General features: G+C 69.3%; 19 protein-coding genes. 10 read left to right on the top strand and 9 right to left on the bottom strand.

The window, feature by feature from the left end; all coding sequences use genetic code 11:
• Positions 1 to 2: 2 nt before the first annotated feature.
• The 7 genes from ACZ52R_RS39210 (at position 3) to ACZ52R_RS39180 (ending at position 7,466) form a co-directional block, all read left to right on the top strand.
• Positions 3 to 1,313 (top strand): M16 family metallopeptidase, encoded by a 1,311-nt coding sequence (locus ACZ52R_RS39210; RefSeq protein ID WP_465665408.1) that lies wholly within the window; start codon positions 3 to 5, stop codon positions 1,311 to 1,313.
• Positions 1,314 to 1,435: 122 nt separating this feature from the next.
• Positions 1,436 to 2,590 (top strand): M16 family metallopeptidase, encoded by a 1,155-nt coding sequence (locus ACZ52R_RS39205; protein ID WP_465625797.1) that lies wholly within the window; start codon positions 1,436 to 1,438, stop codon positions 2,588 to 2,590.
• Between the two features lie 77 nt (positions 2,591 to 2,667).
• A complete protein-coding gene (locus tag ACZ52R_RS39200; protein WP_465665404.1) occupies positions 2,668 to 3,642 on the top strand; it encodes an LLM class flavin-dependent oxidoreductase in 975 nt (324 codons plus the stop codon).
• Positions 3,642 to 4,265 carry a flavoprotein gene (locus ACZ52R_RS39195; protein WP_465665402.1) on the top strand — a complete coding sequence of 208 codons (624 nt, stop codon included), beginning with the start codon at positions 3,642 to 3,644 and terminating at the stop codon, positions 4,263 to 4,265. The genes ACZ52R_RS39200 and ACZ52R_RS39195 overlap by 1 nt, the downstream gene beginning before the upstream one ends.
• Complete coding sequence (locus ACZ52R_RS39190) at positions 4,262 to 5,236, top strand: hypothetical protein (RefSeq protein WP_465755159.1); 975 nt, start codon at positions 4,262 to 4,264, stop codon at positions 5,234 to 5,236. The genes ACZ52R_RS39195 and ACZ52R_RS39190 overlap by 4 nt, the downstream gene beginning before the upstream one ends.
• Positions 5,237 to 5,300: 64 nt before the next feature.
• Positions 5,301 to 5,594, top strand: coding sequence for a helix-turn-helix domain-containing protein (locus ACZ52R_RS39185; RefSeq protein ID WP_360505494.1), 294 nt, complete (start codon positions 5,301 to 5,303; stop codon positions 5,592 to 5,594).
• 69 nt (positions 5,595 to 5,663) lie between these two features.
• On the top strand, positions 5,664 to 7,466 hold the full coding sequence (locus tag ACZ52R_RS39180; RefSeq protein WP_360505496.1) for an ABC transporter ATP-binding protein: 1,803 nt from the start codon (positions 5,664 to 5,666) through the stop codon (positions 7,464 to 7,466).
• A 77-nt stretch (positions 7,467 to 7,543) separates the two neighbouring features.
• Here the strand turns inward: ACZ52R_RS39180 and ACZ52R_RS39175 are convergent, their stop codons facing one another.
• Positions 7,544 to 8,638 carry an ABC transporter permease gene (locus tag ACZ52R_RS39175; RefSeq protein WP_465755158.1) on the bottom strand — a complete coding sequence of 365 codons (1,095 nt, stop codon included), beginning with the start codon at positions 8,636 to 8,638 and terminating at the stop codon, positions 7,544 to 7,546.
• A 77-nt stretch (positions 8,639 to 8,715) separates the two neighbouring features.
• Complete coding sequence (locus tag ACZ52R_RS39170; protein WP_465625788.1) at positions 8,716 to 9,624, bottom strand: ABC transporter ATP-binding protein; 909 nt, start codon at positions 9,622 to 9,624, stop codon at positions 8,716 to 8,718.
• Between the two features lie 137 nt (positions 9,625 to 9,761).
• Here ACZ52R_RS39170 and ACZ52R_RS39165 point away from each other — a divergent pair, with 137 nt between their 5' ends.
• Entirely contained in the window at positions 9,762 to 10,181 is a 420-nt protein-coding gene (locus ACZ52R_RS39165) for a hypothetical protein (protein WP_360505502.1), read from the top strand.
• Positions 10,178 to 10,507 carry a transcriptional regulator gene (locus tag ACZ52R_RS39160; protein WP_465625786.1) on the top strand — a complete coding sequence of 110 codons (330 nt, stop codon included), beginning with the start codon at positions 10,178 to 10,180 and terminating at the stop codon, positions 10,505 to 10,507. The genes ACZ52R_RS39165 and ACZ52R_RS39160 overlap by 4 nt, the downstream gene beginning before the upstream one ends.
• A 100-nt stretch (positions 10,508 to 10,607) precedes the next feature.
• Here ACZ52R_RS39160 and ACZ52R_RS39155 read toward each other — a convergent pair whose 3' ends face one another.
• From ACZ52R_RS39155 to ACZ52R_RS39125, 7 genes are all read right to left on the bottom strand, one after another.
• Complete coding sequence (locus ACZ52R_RS39155) at positions 10,608 to 10,790, bottom strand: hypothetical protein (protein WP_360505506.1); 183 nt, start codon at positions 10,788 to 10,790, stop codon at positions 10,608 to 10,610.
• Positions 10,791 to 11,030: 240 nt separating this feature from the next.
• On the bottom strand, positions 11,031 to 11,213 hold the full coding sequence (locus tag ACZ52R_RS39150) for a hypothetical protein (RefSeq protein ID WP_360505506.1): 183 nt from the start codon (positions 11,211 to 11,213) through the stop codon (positions 11,031 to 11,033).
• Between the two features lie 38 nt (positions 11,214 to 11,251).
• On the bottom strand, positions 11,252 to 11,404 hold the full coding sequence (locus ACZ52R_RS39145) for an LxmA leader domain family RiPP (protein WP_360505508.1): 153 nt from the start codon (positions 11,402 to 11,404) through the stop codon (positions 11,252 to 11,254).
• Between the two features lie 171 nt (positions 11,405 to 11,575).
• Positions 11,576 to 11,842, bottom strand: coding sequence for a helix-turn-helix domain-containing protein (locus tag ACZ52R_RS39140; RefSeq protein ID WP_360505510.1), 267 nt, complete (start codon positions 11,840 to 11,842; stop codon positions 11,576 to 11,578).
• Positions 11,843 to 13,588: 1,746 nt separating this feature from the next.
• Complete coding sequence (locus ACZ52R_RS39135; RefSeq protein WP_465625783.1) at positions 13,589 to 14,032, bottom strand: MarR family transcriptional regulator; 444 nt, start codon at positions 14,030 to 14,032, stop codon at positions 13,589 to 13,591.
• A complete protein-coding gene (locus ACZ52R_RS39130) occupies positions 14,032 to 14,409 on the bottom strand; it encodes a hypothetical protein (RefSeq protein WP_360505513.1) in 378 nt (125 codons plus the stop codon). Before ACZ52R_RS39130 ends, ACZ52R_RS39135 begins: the two co-directional genes overlap by 1 nt.
• Positions 14,410 to 16,252: 1,843 nt before the next feature.
• Entirely contained in the window at positions 16,253 to 16,531 is a 279-nt protein-coding gene (locus ACZ52R_RS39125) for an HU family DNA-binding protein (protein ID WP_360505515.1), read from the bottom strand.
• Positions 16,532 to 16,896: 365 nt separating this feature from the next.
• Between ACZ52R_RS39125 and ACZ52R_RS39120 the strand changes: the two genes are divergently transcribed.
• The gene (locus ACZ52R_RS39120; protein WP_465755157.1) at positions 16,897 to 17,502 is read left to right on the top strand and encodes a 2'-5' RNA ligase family protein; all 606 of its coding nucleotides are present in this window, start codon (positions 16,897 to 16,899) and stop codon (positions 17,500 to 17,502) included.
• The last annotated feature ends 504 nt before the right edge of the window (positions 17,503 to 18,006 follow it).

Below are 18,006 nucleotides of genomic sequence, written 5' to 3'. Positions count from 1 at the left end.
GCATGCCGGAGACCATCCTTGAGACAACCATCGACAACGGATTGAAAGTAGTGGCATGGGGAATTCCCGGCGTCACCGGAGTGGGCGTTGCTGTGAATTATGGCGTCGGATTCCGTAGCGAGCCGCCGGACCGGGCCGGTTTTGCCCACCTGTTCGAGCACATGATGTTCCAGGGGTCGCGGAACGTCGCAGCCGGTGAGCATTTCGCCCGGGTTCAGGCGCGCGGCGGAACCGTGAACGGCAATACGTTTCCCGATGTGACGGACTATCATCAGGTGGTTCCGGCCGACGCGCTGGAGGAGATCCTCGTGCTGGAGGCGGACCGGATGGCCCGCCTGGAGGTGACCGAACGGAACTTCGCCACCCAGCGTGATGTGATCAAAGAGGAGATCCGGCAACAGGTCACCGGCCGCCCGTACGGAGGGTTCCCGTGGATCCGGCTGCCCGCAGTGCTGTACCGGAAGTGGGAGAACACCCACAACGGCTACGGGGAGACACACGACCTCGACGCAGCGAGCGTCGCCGACTGCGCCGACTTCTACCGCCGACACTACGCGCCCGGCAACGCGGTCCTCGCGGTGTGCGGCGAGGTCGACCCGCAGGCCGTGCTGGACGCCGCACGCAGGATCTTCGCCGACGTGCCCGGACAGCCGCCGGCACCGCTCGCCGACGTCCGGGAACCGGTGGCCCAGGAGCAGCGAGAGGGCGTCTGCCACGATCCCTTGGCCCCCCGCCCCGCCCTCGCCATCGGTTGCCGATTGCCTGACGCGGCGGCCGACCTGGACGGCTACGCCGCCTTCGTCGTGCTGCAACAGTTGCTCACCGGTGGATCCAACTCCCGCCTCCGGCGGGCCTTCGCACCGCTGGGAGCACTGGTGGACTCCTCCGTGGGCCTGTTCGGTCCGCTGATGGTCAAGGACCCCGACACGTTCGTGATCGTCTCCCACCACCCTGAGGGCATGGCGGACCTCGTCCTGGAGACCATCACCGGCCACTGCACGGAACTGGCCTCCGGCTCGGCGCCGGGACTGGGCGAGGAGGTGGAGCGGTCGGTGGCCCGCGCGGTAACTGACCTGTATCAGAACCTCGACTCGCTGCTGCACCGGGTGCGCTTCCTGGCCCGCGGAACGTTGCTGTTCAACCAACCCGACATCGCCGAACGGCTCGCCGAGGCAGTAGCCCGAACCGGACCGGACGCGGTGGCCGCTGCGGCCGCCGCCGTGGCCGGCCGGACCGGCCGGGCCGTACTGACCCTGCTACCAGGGACGGTGCCGACGCCGCACCGACTCCCCACCCAGGAGAACGCCGCATGACCGCAGCCCAGACCGCCGGCTGGGCAAGGCCCGCCGCCGCAGCCGTTTGTATGCCTGCCGCCCTGACCAGCCGGCCGGACGGGGGACCCACCACGGTCGTCTCAGCGCTGCGCACGGTCCCCATGGTGCAGGCACACCTGGCCCTGCCCGTGGAACTGACGGCCGCCCGTGACCTCGCGGTCCTCGACGCCCTCGCCGCCTGCTGGCCCGACCTGCCACAGTGCGCGGCCTTCGAACAGCAGGGCGGCATAGTCACGGTCGCCCGTCGCAGCCACTGGCTCACCCTCTCGCTCACCAGCAGGGCGGACCGCCTGCCGGTGCTGCTGGACACCGTTGCGGCAGTCGTACGGGCCGACTATCCCAAGGAACGGGTCCGTGCCGCGACCTCCAAATCTGCCCAGCAGGCAGCCCTGGCCGCAGCCCAGCCGGCAGTGCACACCAGCCGCCGGATGTGGGAGCAGCACTACGGGGCTGTACCGCTGTTCGCGGAGCCGGCGCCCTCACCGCACGACGCCGCGTCGGTCACCGCGGACGAGGTCACTGCCGCCCACCGGGCGCAGGTCGTGCCCGGCGGCGCCCTGCTGGTGCTGTGCGGAGACCTCGACGAGGACCGGACCGCGGAGCTGGTCAGGGCACGGCTTGACGGCTGGGCCCCGGGCGCCGGGGCGCGACCCACCCGTCCCGCGCCGAGCAGTCGGCGGGAGGTGCGCACCGTGCGGGTCTCCGGGCTGGCGCAGGACCACCTCCGGCTCTCCGCCGAGTCGTTCCCTCGCACCGATCTTGCCCGCTACGCGGCTGCCCAGGTGGCCTCGCTGATCCTGGGCGGTTCGTTCTCCTCCCGTATCAATACCCTGCTGCGGGAGGAACTCGGCCTGGCCTACCGGACTGTGGCCCTGGTCGCCGACCATGTGGACGGCGACGTCTTCGCCATTGAGGCCGATGTGAGGGCGGGAGCTGGCGGCGAGGCCATGAATCGGCTGCTCGACATGCTCGACAACTTCGCCGAGCACGGCCCCACCGAGCGGGAGCTCGCCGAGGCAGTCGGACACATCACCGGCAAGTATGCGCTGAACCTCGGCTCCCAGCACGGTCGGGCGGCGTGCTTGCTGTCCTATCTGACCCTCGGGCTGCCCATCGAGGCCATCGCCGGACTGCCCCGGGAGGTGGCGAAACTGACCCGCGAGGACGTACGGGAGGCCGCCGGACTGTACCGGCGGGAGTTGTTGTCCGGGGTGCTCTGCGGGGACGGCGACGGCCTGGCCGAACGGTGGAACTGAAATACCTCGTCCCTCGCCACGCGCACCGGGCAAACGGCGCCACCACGCACCACCGAACGAAGAAGGAGGGATCCCGCATGCCCACAACCAGTGTCTTCTATCCCGTCATGCCCTTCGAGACGGGCTCCGTCTCCTCCTACGCGAGGCTCGCGGAGACCACTTCAGCGCGCCGCCTATGGGTCGGGCAGTCGCTGAACGTCGAGTCGCACCATATGTTCGCCGCACTCGCCCAGAGCGGCATGGACCTCGCCTACGGCACTGCCGTCACCGTGATGCCGCTGCGTCACCCGCTGACCGCTGCCGTCAACGCCCGGTCGGTCGCCCTTCTCTCCGGCCGCACCTACGTGGCGGGCATCGGCCCCGGCGCGGCAGCCCTGCAACGGAACATGCTGGGCGCCCCGTACGCGAAGCCGGTCACCGCGACCCGCCAGTACGTCACCATGATGCGCACCCTGCTGGACGGGAAGTGCGCCGTAGAGCCCGACGGACCGTGGGCCACCGACGGTCTGGAACTTCCCGACGTCGATGCCCCGCCGGTCGAGCTGGGCCTGGGCGTGCTGCGCGAGCCGATGGCCCGCCTGGCCGGCCAGATCGCCGACTGGGCGATCACCTGGCTCACGCCTCCCGCCTACCTTGCCGCACAGATCGGCCCTACCCTCGCGGCTGCTGCGCGGGAGGCCGGGCGCCGCACTCCGCGCATCGCGGCGGTGGTCCAGTGCGCCGTCACCCGGCCCGGACGAGACCTGGCCGAGATCGCCCACCACGCCGTCCGCAACCACCTGTCCACCCAGCACTACACGAACATGCTCAACCAAGCCGGCGTCCCGGTGGACCCGGCCGACCCGCGCACCGGCGCCCGACTGCTGGTGGAACACGGTGTGGTGGTCACCGGGACTCCCGACGAGATCGCCGCCCGGCTTGCCGAGTTCTACACGATCGGCGTCGACGAAGTCGTGGTGAACGTGGGGGGCGTGCACATCGGGGAAGGCCCCGGAGCGGCGGTCCGCGACCTGTCGGCAATCCTCGCCGCCGTCGAGCGGAGGGGAAACTGATGACCGCCCCCGCTTCCGGATCCCCGCTGACCGGCTCGGACTCACTGCCGCCGCTGAGGGCCAAGCGCCTGCTCTACGTCGCGACCGGCGGCATCCAGGCCATGTTCCTCCCCCAGTGGCTGTCCTGGTTCCGCAGCGGCTACCCCGGCACCGAGGTGCGGTGCATAGTCACCCCGTCCGCGCTCCGGTTCACCGGCGCCACCGCGATCGCCGTGGCGAGCGGTGCCGGCCTGCCCACCGTGGACATCTGGCCGGACCAGCCGGACCGGGCGCTGCATGTAGAACTCGCCGAATGGCCCGACGCCGTTCTGGTCCACCCTGCGACCATGCACTTCGTCGCCCGGCTCGCGCTGGGGTTCGCCGACACACCAACGCTGTTGGCTCTGCAGTGCACCCGGGCGCCGGTCGTCGTCTGCCCGGCGCTGCCACCGGGCGGGCATCTCAACCCCGCCTACCGTGCCCATGTGGCAGCCCTGGCGGAGCGGGACAACTTCGCGGTCCTGCCGCCGGTCAACGGGGTGAGTCTGACCACGGGCGAGGAGGGCGTCGGCACGGCCGCCCTGCTGACCCACGCCGTGGCAGCCCTGGACGACCTGTGCGCCTGGTCGGGGGGCGGGTCATGACGGCCGTCGAGGAGGAGCAGGTACTGCTGGAGTTCGGCACCGGATTCCAGCACACCCGAATCAGTGCGATCCCCGGCGGTGGTGTCAGCTGGCGGCGAACCCCGGGCCCACAGCGCCCGGCGCCGTTCCCCGTCCTGTCCGCCAGCTACGCCACAGCGCTCCGGGACGCCTCCGACGAGCGAGTGCGCTTCGCACGGCCCGTCGTGGCGGAGCCCGACGCCTACCTGTGGGAGGTGAACGGGCGGCACAGTTTCGGCGCGCTGCTCGAGGCGTCCGCCGCACCAGCCGAGGCCGGTGTGGAGCCAGGCCACGAACGGCTCCCGGAGTACGCCCGGGTGCTCGGCCTCGTGCTGCGTGCGCTGCATTCGGGCCCCGGGCCCTCACCGGCCGAAGAACTGCCGCAGCCGCCGGGGCCCCGGCGGCTGGCTCAGTGGCTTGCCACAGGACGCGGTCCGCGCGCCTCGGCGGGGTTCCACTACCGGCTGCGCTCCCGGCTCGGCACCGCCCGATGGCGGCAGTTGGCCGACCTGACCTACCTGTTGCTGACACCCGGTCCGCAGGAGGCACGGGTAACACTGCACGGCGGGTTCTCCCTGGGCGCGGTGGTGGTGGCCGATCCGGCCGGCACCGGCTCGGAGGCGTCTGCGGGTTCCGGGCCTGAGGTCTCGGTCCTGTCCGGTCCCGAGGCCGCCGCAGGCCGCCCTGAGGCGGACGTCGCCTGGGCGCTGGGCGAACTGACCGAGTACCGGGCCGCCGCCCAGCAGGCCGGCATCGAGTGGCCGCTGTTGGACGAGGTGCGCGAGAGCTTCCTGACCGCCTACGGGCAGGGACCGGACACCCGACTGCTAAGAGCGGGCGAGACGGTCCGAGTGGCCTGCCACGCCGCCGACTTCGCCTGCTACGTCGGCTGGGCCCCGCAACTCCACGGCTACTCGGACCTGCTGGTCGGCCTCCTCGACGGGATCGAGTGAACGCCAGCCACTCGGCCGGTCGCCGTCAACAATCCAAAACATTGATTAGGGGGTCGCACGCCCAGTGTCCCACCGACCAGCGGTTTCCCCCGCGGAGAAGACGCGGCTCGTCCTGGACCTGCTCGCCGGGCGGATAACGCTGTCCGTGGCCGCGCAGCAGGCCGGGGTGTCGGCCCAGGCGGTGTCAGTGTGGCGCCGCCAGTTCGTCGAGGCCGGGCAGCACGGTTTGCAGCCGTCCCGAGGGAGCAGCGAGTCCGCCCGCCGCGAGCGGGAGCTTCTCAACCAGATCGACGGGCTCAAGGCTGCCCTGGGCGAGGCCCACCTCGCCCTGCGTGCCCGCGGTGGCGGACTGCCTTGACCCGGGCGTCGCCCGCCGGCTCCTCAAGCGTCCCGTCCGTCGTCCACATCGACCCCGAAGGAACACGCCATGTCCGTTGCCACCCTTCCAGAGTCCGGTACCGCCGTGACCCCACCTTCCGCCGCCGGCCTCGAACGGCCAGGGTCGGCCGACCGTGTCATCCGGCTGCGCAGGGAACTGTCGACCCGGCCCGCCACCCTGGCCTCGGCCATCCTGCTGGCATTGGTGGCCACGGCGGCCGCGCTCAGCGTGCCTCTGCTCGTGAAGGAGGTCATTGTCGGTTTTGCCACCGACACATCGGTCATCACTCCGGTCCTGTGGATGTGCCTTGCCGCCGTCGGCGGGGCCGCGGCCCAAGCCGGCGCCGGGTACCTGGTGTCGCGCAGCGGCGAGGCCATGATCATGCGCCTACGGGTGCGGATCATGGAGCACTCCCTGCGGTTGCCGCTGGCCACGGTTCGTACCGAGGGCGCCGGCAATCTCACCGCTCGGATCACCTCGGACGCCCTGCTGCTGCGTCAGGTCGTCGATGTCAGTGCCCAGGTGCCGCTGGCTGTGCTGACGGTGGTGTCGACCCTGGGGGTGATGCTGTGGATCGACTGGATCCTCACTCTGGTCACGGTTGGCGCGTTGGCTCTGGTCACCGCGACCATGACCGTGGTGCTGGCCCGGCTGAAGAACAACTTCGTCCTGCAGCAGTCGGCGGTGGGACAGATCGCCCAGCGGTTCAGCTCTCACCTGTCCGCGTTGACCACCATCAAGGCCTACCGTGCCGAAGCACTGTCCACCAGGGCGCTGGAGCAGGAGGCTGACCAACTGCGCGCGGTGTCCGTCAAGGGCGCCCGGCTGGAGACGCTGATTCCTGCGGTGACTGCGCTGGCCAACCAGGGTGCGATGATCGCGGTCATCCTGACCGGCGGTCACCGGATGGCCTCGGGTGACCTGTCCATGCCCGACTTCGCGGCATTCCTGCTCTACCTCCTGCAGACTCTCGCTCCGGCCACCTCGCTCACCACCGCGGTGGGCCGGCTGCAGGCGGGACTGGCTGCCCGGGATCGTTGCAATGAGCTGCTGGCGCTGGATCCGGAAGGTGAGAACGACACCGCGCACACCGTCCCTGAGCCGGTCGCGGACGCACCCGCAGTGGTGTTCGACAACGTGTCGTACCGGTACCCGGGGGTGACCACGGAGGCCTTGGACGGCGTCTCCTTCAGCATGCAGCGGGTCGGCCTGACCGCGCTGGTGGGCGCGTCCGGCGCAGGGAAGACTACGGTGCTCTCGCTGGCAGACCGGTTCGTGGACGTGAGCGGCGGGCGTATCAGTCTGCTCGGCCACGACACCTGCGACTGGCCCCTGGACGCGCTGCGGGCCCGAATCGCCTATGTGGATCAGGAGTTCACCCTGGTGGAGGCCACCGTCCGGGAGAACCTCCAACTGGGCCGCACCGAACCGGCCTCCGAGGAGGAGCTGAGCCGGGTCCTGGATGCCGTGGGCCTGGCCGCGGAGATCTCCGTCCTGCCGCAGGGTCTGGACACCGTGCTGGGCCGTGAGAGCAACCTCTCCGGTGGCCAGCGCCAGCGGATGGCCCTGGCCAGGGCGCTGCTGTCCCAGGCCGACGTAGTGCTGCTGGACGAGCCGACCAGCCAGCTCGACGGTCTCAACGAGCGGCGCTTCCGGGCGATCGTGGACGATCTGGCTGCCTCCCGGGCGGTGATCGTGGTCGCCCACCGGCTCTCCACCATTCAGCATGCGGACCAGGTGATCATGATGGACCGGGGCCGGGTACTGGACGCGGCCGATCACCGAGTTCTGCTGGGACGCTGTGCCGCCTACCGCCGGCTGGTGGAGACGCAGGCGCTCGCAGCCGCCTGACGGGACCAAAGGTCAAAGGGGGCTGTCCCGGCGCTCGAGCGCCGGGACAGCCCCCTTTGCAGCCCTGCCTCGCGAAGTCAGGAAACGAGCGCCTGGCGCCAGCGGACGGGAGCGCCGATCCGCAGAATCGAGTTGCGGTAGATCCGGGCGGCGAGCGCCATGCAGCCTGCGGTGACCAGGAGCAGGATCCCGGCGGCGACGAGTTGTTCGGCCGGAGAGACCGCGCCGACCGCGGCCTTCAGCGGCATCACCAGGCCGGAGAATGGCGGAATGTACTGCACTGCCGTTACCCAGGGAGCCGACAGCTGGGCGGCGGCCGCCGCCGCGACCCCCACGGGTGCGAGGGCCAGCAGCATCACCGGCATCATCACACCCTGCAGGTCCTCCGGCCGCGAGACGAGCGATCCGGCAGCCGCGAACAGCGAGGCGAACATCGCGAAGGTCAGCAGGAACCATAGCACTGTGGTGGCCAGGGCCTGGGGTCCCGGCAGGGCTTCGGCCTGCTCGGACATCAGGGACCGTGCCGCGATCACGGCGCCGAGCATCGAGGCCACCTGAACCACCGCAGCGGTGGCGATGCCGGACACCTTGCCGATGAGCAGTTCCAGAGGGGTGAGCGTGGCGAGGAGCACCTCCACGACGCGGGTGGACTTCTCCTCGACCACCCCCTGGGCGACCACCGCCCCCTGACCGATGATCTGCATGAACAGGATGACGATCAGACTGACGGCGGCTCCCAGCTGCAGCGTACTGACCGCGTCCCCGACCGTCACCGTGGCGGGTGCGGCTGCCGCGGCGTCTCGCGCGAGCTGGTCCAGGTCCACCTTCTGCAGGCTCAGGGCGTGGAAGGTCACCCAGTTTTCGCCGAGCGCGGACACGCCCGCCCGGGCGTGGTCACCGGTGTCGGCGCGGACCAGCACGGTGGCGTGGCTGCCGTCGACGACCACGGCCGCGTCCACATCCTTGTCCTGGACCAGGGCCCGGGCCTCTGCTCGGTCCGCGCACGGCTGCAGCCGCACCTTGTCGGGCGCGGCGCCGAACGATGCGGCGGGCGCGCCGCAGACAGCCACCGTGGACGAGGTGGTCCGGCCGACCAGGTCGAACCCCATCACCAGGCCGAAGGTGATCAGGGAGAGTGCCAGCAGACTGATCAGGTAACCCTTGGTGAACATGCGTGCGTCCAGCTCCCGGCGGAAAACCAGGCGGACCCGGGCGGGGCGGAGCGACCGTTGTTCAGCGGCAGGGCGGTTCATACGGACACACCGTCCTTCTCAGTGGTTCGGGGAGCATGGGTTCGCAACCCGGCCTCGTTCGTCTCCGTGTCGGCCGGTTCCACCAGGTCGCGGAAGAGTCCGGCGAGGCTGGGCCGGAACGGCTGGAGCCGGTGGACGATGCCGTGGCGGACGGCCTCCGTCAAGAGGTCGTTCTCGGTGCGGCCGGGCATAAGGTCCACCAGTACGCCTTGGTCGTGCCGCCGGAATCCGGCCACTGCGGGGCAGTCGGCGGGCCAGTTGTCGGGGGCCCCGCCGACCTCGACATATATCTGGCGAGTGTGCTCCGTGGGGCGGAGGGCATCCAGGGTTCCGCAGGCCACCAGATGCCCGGCACGGACGATCCCCACCCGGTCGCAGAGCTGCTCGACCAGTTCCAGCTGGTGGCTGGAGAAGAGCACGGGGACACCCTGCTCAGCCTTGTTGCGCAGCACCACGCTCATGTCGTCCACGGCCAGCGGGTCGAGCCCGGAGAACGGCTCGTCCAGGATCAGTACCTCAGGGTCGTGGACCAGCGCGGCGGCCAGCTGGACGCGCTGCTGGTTGCCCAGGCTGAGGGTGTCTACCGGCTTGTCGCGGTGGTCCTCGATCCGTAGCCGGGACGTCCAGCGGAGCATGGCGTCCCGGGCGTCGGCCCTGGAGAGGCCGTGCAGTTCGCCGAGGTACACCAGTTGCCGGGACACGGTCATCTTGGGATACAGACCGCGTTCCTCGGGCATGTAGCCGAACCGGGCCCACTCCTGTCGTCCGACGGGCTGGTTGCCCCACCGAACCTGCCCGTCGTCCGGGGCGAGCACCCCGATGCCGATGCGCAGGGCGGTGGTCTTGCCTGCTCCGTTGCCGCCGACGAAGCCGAAGATCTCGCCGGCCTCCACGGCGAACGTCATGGATTCCAGGGCCCGATGGGACCCGTAGCTCTTCGACACCCTCTCGAAGCCGAAAGGTTTCACGTGGCCTCCCCCTCCTCAGTTTTCTCTTTGAGAAAGTACTTGAAAAACTGGAAACTTGATGCCACTCTATGGCCATGGATGCAGACGACGCACGGCGCGACCTGGACGAGGCCCGGATCTCCTACGAGCTGGGGGCACGTCCTCCGCTGCCCGGCTGGGCCCCTCCGGCCTGCGGGGTGCTGGTGGCCGCCGCGATCGCCCTGGACGGCCTGGCACCCGAGTCGATCTGGCTGCGGCTGGCGGGAGTCGCGGGAGGAATCGTCCTGGGCGTTGCCGCTCTGCTCCTGCTGCAGGGCGTCCGGACCCAGCAGGGCGTCCGGGGCGTACGGGGGCCGGCCCGCAAGGAGCGGGCCGGCCTGGTCACCATGGCCGCGTTCTTCGTGATTGTGGGCCTCGGTGCCGCCGAGAGCATGCGGTACATCATGGCCGGGCTCGGCGTAGTGGCCGGACTCGCCGTCTGGGTGGCACTCGGCCGTAGGGCGGCGCGTCGATGACCCCCGGGTCCGGGCTGGACGAGGCGTTCCGCACGGTGACCCGCCTGCGGATCGCCGCGTTCCTCTCGGCATGCGACGAGTCGGACTTCCGGGCGGTACAGGAGTACTGCGGACTGTCGCCGTCACTGTTGTCCAAAAACGTGACATTCCTCGCGGAACAGGGGTACGCCGAAGTCCGTAAGGGGCATGTGGGCAAGGTGCCGCGCACCTGGCTCCGGTTGACCCAACGGGGGAGAACGGCGCTGGCCCACCACCTGACAGCACTACAGGAGATCGCCGACGCCGCGGCCGGTCAGGGCCGGGCCCTGGGCAAGGACCGGGACTGACCGGCCACCGGCCGGTCGTGGGGAGGCAACGCGCGCAGTGCGGCCCGGTCGTGCCGGCGGGCCGCACTGCGAAGTCACGGGTAATGGCGATGAGGCCGGATCAGCAGCCGTACTTGACGCTGGCCGAGACGCTGGCCGAGACCACGGCGCCGGAGGCCGCGGCCGACACCAGCCAGCTCACCGACTCGATCGAGGCCAGCGGGTCGGTGGCCGCACCGAGGGAGTACTCCTCCGTGCTGGTGTAGGCGGCGTAACCGGCGATCAGCTTCTCACTGGTGTTCATGAATAGTCCTTCCAGGACCGATAAGGCCGACAGGCAGCGCCCAAATCCACAGGTCAAGAATTCCAGACCGATGCGCAAGCGCCGATGATTAAGTGACAGTGCACACCCAGGATCTCGAACCTTTCCCGGAACCCGTCAAAGAATTCCGGAAAATTGAGACCCTGAGCGGGAAGGAAGTAGTGACTGGGCGCAGCACGGCCGCACCGTACTGCGCCAGTCACAGGCGCCGATGAGGCCGGATCAGCAGCCGTACTTGACGCTGGCCGAGACGCTGGCCGAGACCACGGCGCCGGAGGCCGCGGCCGACACCAGCCAGCTCACCGACTCGATCGAGGCCAGCGGGTCGGTGGCCGCACCGAGGGAGTACTCCTCCGTGCTGGTGTAGGCGGCGTAACCGGCGATCAGCTTCTCACTGGTGTTCATGGCGAAGTCCTAAGCTCTCGAGAAGAAACGGGGGAGGTTCAGCAGCCGCCGATGACGGTCTGCGCGGAGAGCGCGGCCGACATCAGGAAGGTGCAGACGGGGGTGGTCGCCGGCGCCTCGCCGACGGCGCCGACGCCGTACTCGGCCGCGTCGGTGTAAGCGGTGTATCCGGCCATCAGCTTCTCGTTCATTTCTGCCTCCTCGTAGAATTCGGCGGGTGCTCGACGTCCCGCCCAGGAACAGAATTCCAAGCGGAGCCGGGAGGCGTCCAGTACGAGTTGACGGGAAATTGAGGGAACAGGCCGACTGCCTCGTACTTCCCCGGAAAGGCGCAATCACCGGGGTAGCTTGATCCGGAACGTTCAGCGGCGCTGAAGCTGCTGCAGACGCGACCGGAAGGCCTGGATCTGCAGATAGGAGTCACCCAAGGCGCCCTTGAGCACCGCGATCTCCTTCTGCAACTGGGCTTCCCGGCTGCTCCGCTGGTCGACCGCGCCGACCAGGCCGTCCTGACCCGCCTTGAGAAAACATCGCTTCCAGTTGCTGATGGCCTGACTGGAGACTCCCGCGACACGGGCAGCCTCAGCCGCCGTCATATCGCCGGCCAACACCGCGAGGATGATCTCCACTTTTCTCGCTGCAGGAAGAGCTGGGGGGCGCGGCATGGATACCTCCGTAGGGGAAGTCGAGCTCTGTACGCTGTTCTGAACTGAAGTCCAGGGCCGGCTGGTTCAAGCCGGGCAGGCCTCCCTGTCCGGAGGACGGGGGGCCTGAGCCGCGAGGCCCTGCTGGCACTCATAGAAATACGCATACAAACCAGATGGGTCGAGCGACCCGCTGCAGGCTGGGCAGCAAAGGACGGGAACCCGCTGCTGCGCCCGGCGGAGGAGAAGAGGGTCAGCGGTTGCGCCGGCCAGCACTGCACGATCGGTGCCATGACGACACCAGCACGACACTCAAGGGGGCTTCCATATACGTGAGCATCACGGCGAATGCCACCCCCCAAGGGACTTTCGTGATGACCTGGCCAATACCGGACACGTCAACTCTTTTCGCCGCTTCCGCGAGCTCGGCCGGTACGTTTCTCACGAACTCCGCGCCTGCGCCGCCGCAAAGCAGCCGCCGTTTTCCGGGCGCTGCGGCGTCCGGATGTCCTGCAGGCCTATCGGTCCCCGGTCCCCGCTCCAGCACTGACCACTCCGTTCGCTTCATTTATGGACGACGACACCCACCGGACCGGACACGGACCGATCGAGGTATGCCTGTGCATCGAAAGGCGGGCCCACTAACTCAGGAGAGACTGCTGGCGACGCGTGCAGGGGTTACGCATGGCACGTCGTGACGCCAGGACTGTTCGATGTCGGGTGATGCCACGACTATCCCGTGCCTACTGCGGGGTGCCCGTCATACCTCGTCCGACAGGGGATCGGAGCCCCGGCGGATCTGGCCGCGCCGGACCGAGTCCACATCGTTACTAAAACTTCACTAACCCCCCCCGGGGCCTGAGTCATGTCCATCCGCAGCGGAGGCGCGCCGGTGGCCACTCGCCTGCCGCTTCCCGAACTGGGCTCTCGGATCTTAAGTTGACCTTGACTGAAAGGGTAGGGGTTTCAAGGATGTATTGACGGCGCAAGGTTGTCGCCAGAGAGCCGAAAACCTCCTCCTGCCTGGAGGGTCTACCGGCAAACAGACAGATCCTTCAACCAATACCAACTGCCACCCCTGAGCTTCCCTTGAGGTTCACTCTCAACCACGTACAGCCCTCGATCTGCCGTGCACCACTCGCGAGCTATGGCGCTCCGTCACGAAACCCACCCCGTTGATTAGCCGCAGCGGGACTGATCGCGGTCACGCCCTGCGCGTGCGACATGAGGAGCACGATCCCGCATACCCGCTCCCGTTCAAGCGGAGTGACGCCTCAGTCCTGCGCCGCATCGAGCTCGCCGACACCCACGCCTGACACCGGGCTGCAGTCGGATCCCGGCAGCTCCGACGACGCACGGCGCCACCGGCACCCGGAAAGCCGCTCAGCCGGCGGTGCGGGGAATCGCCCACGGTGCGCGTCTCGGCTCCGGTCGTCCCGACGCAGCGCGGCCGAAGTCCCGGGGCAGGGGTGCCCAGGGCTCCGGCCGTGGGAGGCGCGAGCCGCTTGGAAGCGCGGCCGACCTGCTCGGCAGCCCGCTGGAGGAACGTGGTGGGACCGTCGTGGCGGGAATGCTAGCCCTGTCCCGCGTCTGGGAACAGGGCTGTGAACTGCCTTCTTTCGGACGCGAACATGCAAGCCGACTTTGCCGGCAGCCGCCCGGCAGGTTATGCCTGGCGATAACTTCTGTGGGCTTCCAACCCGCACTTCGTGGTCAGCAAGCGTCGTTCGCTCAGCCGGTGGCGGCCAGGCCTCCGCGGCCGCCGCGCGGTGGCCGACGGTGGTAGGCCGGGAGGATCACCTCGGGGACGTCGGCCGGCACCTCGGAGAGCGCGGCGACCCACTCCTCATGGCTGCCCTTGAAGGCGATCCTCGGGTTGATGCGGTGCAGGCCGTTGGAGACGCGCCAGATCAGGCCGAGCTCGGCCAGGCGGCCGAGGGCCGGCGAGATGTTGCTCTTCTTGGTTCCGAGCCGGTCGGCGATCTCCTCCAGCGTGAAGGGGACCCAGCCGCCGTCCGTCATCTCGCTGAGCACCGTGTGCCACACGTCGTACTGCAAGGTCGTCAGCCGGTACAGGGGCAGTGCGCGCGAAAGGTCTTGCGCCATGAAAACCGAGTCCTCGGCAGTCAGGAAGGTCGCGGTCTCCTGGTCCTGGTCGTGGCGTTCGGCGGTCATCACAGCGACTCCAGCTTAGGTCGGCGGGTGCGGCGCGGCGGGCGGACCTCGCCCTCGGGCAGACGGATCTCGGGGATGCTGTCGGGCATCAGCGCCAGGGCGCGCTGCTGCTCGGCGCTGCTGCCCCAGAAGGCGATGCGCGGGTTGATGCGGTAGCGGCCGCGCTTCTCCAGCCACATGAAGCCCATGTCGAGGAACACTGCCAGGGCCTTTCCAGCTTCCTTGCGGCCGATACCCAGGCGCTCGCCGAGCTTGATGACCGTGGTCAGGACGATGCCGCCCTTGAGCTGCGCGCCGAGCATGGTGTGCCACACGTCGTACTCGGTCGCGGTCAGGCCGATGAACGGCAGCTTCGCCGAGAGCTCCTTGGAAGCCATGTAGAAGGTGTGCCCGAGGAAGTCGAAGTCCTCACGCCGCCCGACCGCTGGCTCCGGTACTGGGGCCGGGTTCACCGAGACGGACTCGCCCGGCTCCAGTCGGATCGCGACGACGTTCTGCCCGCCCGCGGTCTCAGGCGCCGGGGGTTTGGCGGGCTGCCTGCCCGGCCGGGACGAGGGAAGGCGCACCACACGGCCGCCCGTCGAAGGACTGATCACCACCAAAGGTTATCCCAGGAGATAACTTTTGTGGGTCTAAAACCCGCATTCGGCGCGCCAGATCCTGAGTGTGGGGTTGCACCCCGCAGTTACTTGCTGGTAACGGGGGTTGCAACCCCACATTCGTTTCGCGTTTCCCCAGGTCAAACCGCTGCGCCTCTTTACATACCCAAGAACCACTCGGCGTCGCATGCTCGCCCATCGGGCTCCGCCCGATCCCGCAGGCCGCGAGGCCAGTGCGTGGGCACTGCTTCTGCCACGAAGCCTCCGGCGGGCTTGAGGCCCGTGCCGCTCCCGCTTCCCGGGTCAGGCACAGTTGTCAGGCTGGCGACCGTCGTAGCTGGACTGTACGACGCCGATCACGGCATTCCGGCTGCCGCCGGAACCGGGCCCCAAGGGGCCCTTGCCGCGCTCCTTCACCAGGTGGCTGGTGTCCTTGCCCTGCCGGGAGTCGTGGCTGCTGCTCAAACACGGGCCAAACCAGCGCGGGGGCGGCCTGGCTGCTGGGGTCGCGCAGGTTGGGCAGCTCGATCTCCTCCGGGTGGGATTCGACGCTGGGAACTGCGTGGTCGTCCGCACCAGGGCGTCGTAGGTCCGGGCGGTGGTCATCAGGTCCAGCGGTACCTCTCCCCGTCAGCCCTGGCCTTGAGGTCGGCGTGGGCCGCCCTGGCACCGGAACCTCTTCGCCTGCCCCGTTGATCGCGAACACCCGCATCGCTGGACTGCGGCCTCGCGGGCCGTCGGCGGTCAGCTGTGCGTCGGCGCGGTGTCGGCGTCGACCAGACCTGCCTGGAGAGCGTCGGCTCCGGCACCGGGCTCAGCCGGGCGGGCGGTGTGGCGGGTGTGGGCGGGCGGGCGGCGGCCTGAGCACCATCGCGTCGATCATGACGGCATACATCGGCTCTGAGCTGCGGTTCGTCATCTTGGTTGAGGCGTCGGAACGCTGCTCTCAGGCACGATGGCAGTATCCGGGTAGGAGGTCAGCCGCGCCCACCCCGTCAGTAATCGCCCCCGGGGATGAGGCCGCCAGCCTCTCTGGCGCGGCGAAGCAGTTCCTCTGCCTCGGCGTTCTCGCCGCGCTGTCTGACCGTCAGGCCTGCGGGCGACTACAAACGGTCACTCTCTGGCTGGACTCCCCCAACGAGTCACTGACAGTCACAAGTGAACGCCGACAACAGTGCCGCACTCGCAAACTACCGCGCTCCGAACTCGCAAACCAGCCTGCTCCACCAAGCCCCTGAACAGGGCTTACCTCTCGGCCACTCGCAAACTAGCGCGCTCCGTCACAACACCGGACTCGGGTGCCCTGCGGTATGCACGGGGCTCTACTGGGCCCCTGAGGGCCTGCCACCGTCAGCAGGCCCGGCCCCACCGAGCTCCGCGTCTCCGCCCTGGGGTCCGGCGAGCACGAGGCCACGTGCTGTGCCGCGCTATGGGAACGCGGGCCTCTGCCCCGTCTCGCGACCGGGCCTGCTGGCTGTGCGACGCGCGCGGGCCGCGCCTGCCGCAGCATGCCGTCGACCCGGCGGATCGCCGGCGTCGCCCACGTCGCCCGACTGTGGGGGGGAGGAGGCCGAGGCCCCCGGTTTCCGTGCTCGCGGGGCACGGAAACCGGGAGGCTGGGCTAGCGAGCGTTGACGGCGTCCTTGAGCTCCTTGCCCATCGTGAACTTCACCGTGCGGGAGGCCCCGATCTCCATCGGCTCACCCGTCTGCGGATTGCGCCCGGTACGAGCCGCGCGCTCGCCCGGCGAGAAGGATCCGAACCCAAGCAACTGCACGGCGTCACCCGCCGCGACGCTGTTCTTGATCGTTTGCAGCATGCTGCCGAGCACCTTGTTGACGGTCTCCTTGGCGACATCGGCATCCTCAGCCACCAGGTCGATGAGCTCCTGCTTGTTCACAACATCATCCTTCCGCCCGGCCCCATGGGGAGCGCGGGAAAGAGGTCCCGAATACGGAACGACAGCCGGGCCGCGCGATCCTGAGCGCCGCCCTCATGCCAACGACTGACCCGCAACAAGATCACGCAACCGTGCATCCCCGATGTCCCCCCACGCCGATGGAATCGGTCCGCGCGCAGAACTACTGATGGCATCGCGCATTGGGTCGTCGCGAGCTACCCGGGCTGATGCCGGTGAGTCGTAAGGCGCCTTCCACTATCGAAATGCCTGATCAGGCAGGTCGTTGAGCACCCGGGCGATGACGGCTTCGTCCCTCATCTCTGCGTGCTGGGAGGGCAGTGGCGCGCAGCGGTCACCATGGAGGGGTGGACGGACACCCGATCGACGTTCCGGGCGTCCTGGACGTCGGACCGACGCCCCGGACGGCGCTTGCCTGGTTGCCGCCGACGGAACTGTGGCAGGCCGTCCAGCGGATCCGGGAGGAGCATGATCCGCAGATCCGCCGCTGGCCGCCGCACGTCAACGTGCTGTTCGGCTTCGTCTCGGAGTCGGACTTCGGGCCCGCGCTCCCGCTGCTGGGCGCCGCTGCGGCCGAGCACACCCTGTTCACCGCGCGTCTGCACGGAGTGCGCCACTTCCCCCACCGCCGCGACGCCACGGTCTGGCTCGACCCGGCGGCCGGCGGCCCCGGCCCGTGGCAGGCGCTCCACAGCTCGCTGGTGGAGCGCTTCCCCCGCTGCCGGGGTCGGGCGGACGGCTTCACACCCCACCTGTCCTTGGGGCGGACCCGGGACCCGCGCCGGCTCGCGCCCGAACTGGCCGCCCGCCTGGGCACCACCTCGGCACCGGTCACCGAACTCACCCTCCTGTCCCGCCGGGGCGACGGCCCGATGCGAGAGCGGTTCACGGTCAAGCTGGGCACGGGCGAGGTCCGGCAGCTGCCACAGCCGTCGGACCTCGGGCCCGCGTGACCACGGGTCTCAGTGCATTCGCGGTTTGATCAGCTGCGGCACTTCCCGGATGCCGCACCAGCCACGGCGCGCATCGACGGTGGCGCACGTTCGGTCGAACGCCACCGGAAAACGGCCTGAAGCTGAGACGTCCCGCTCAATTCGGCCAGCGCAAGTACCAACCGGACGAAATTCAAAACCTCCCGCAACCCGGCTCGTCCACCTCCCCGGCATACAGTGCCTGAACGGGCATTCATGCCAGAGCGGACACACCCGGGACCGCCGGGACGCCCCAACTGCACGGAGCGCGTGCGGCGCGGCACCACAGCCAGCGCCCGACCAGGGTCCGCAGGTGGGGTCGACCGCGACCGCGACACGGCCGGGGAGAGCAGCAGGCCAGGCTCGACAGCGCCCCGGAGGCGCTCGCCTTCTTCCTCGGCCCCCGTCGGCCCGTGGCCGGCAGCGGACAGCCGCACGCCGTGTGGGCGGATGGGTACCGGGCCTCCCTGGCGGGTCAGGACCGGG

The sequence above is a fragment of the Kitasatospora sp. NPDC034023 genome (assembly GCF_055575795.1).
Note: the sequence above shows the minus strand (reverse complement) of the source record. Positions and strands in the feature narration are given on the sequence as shown.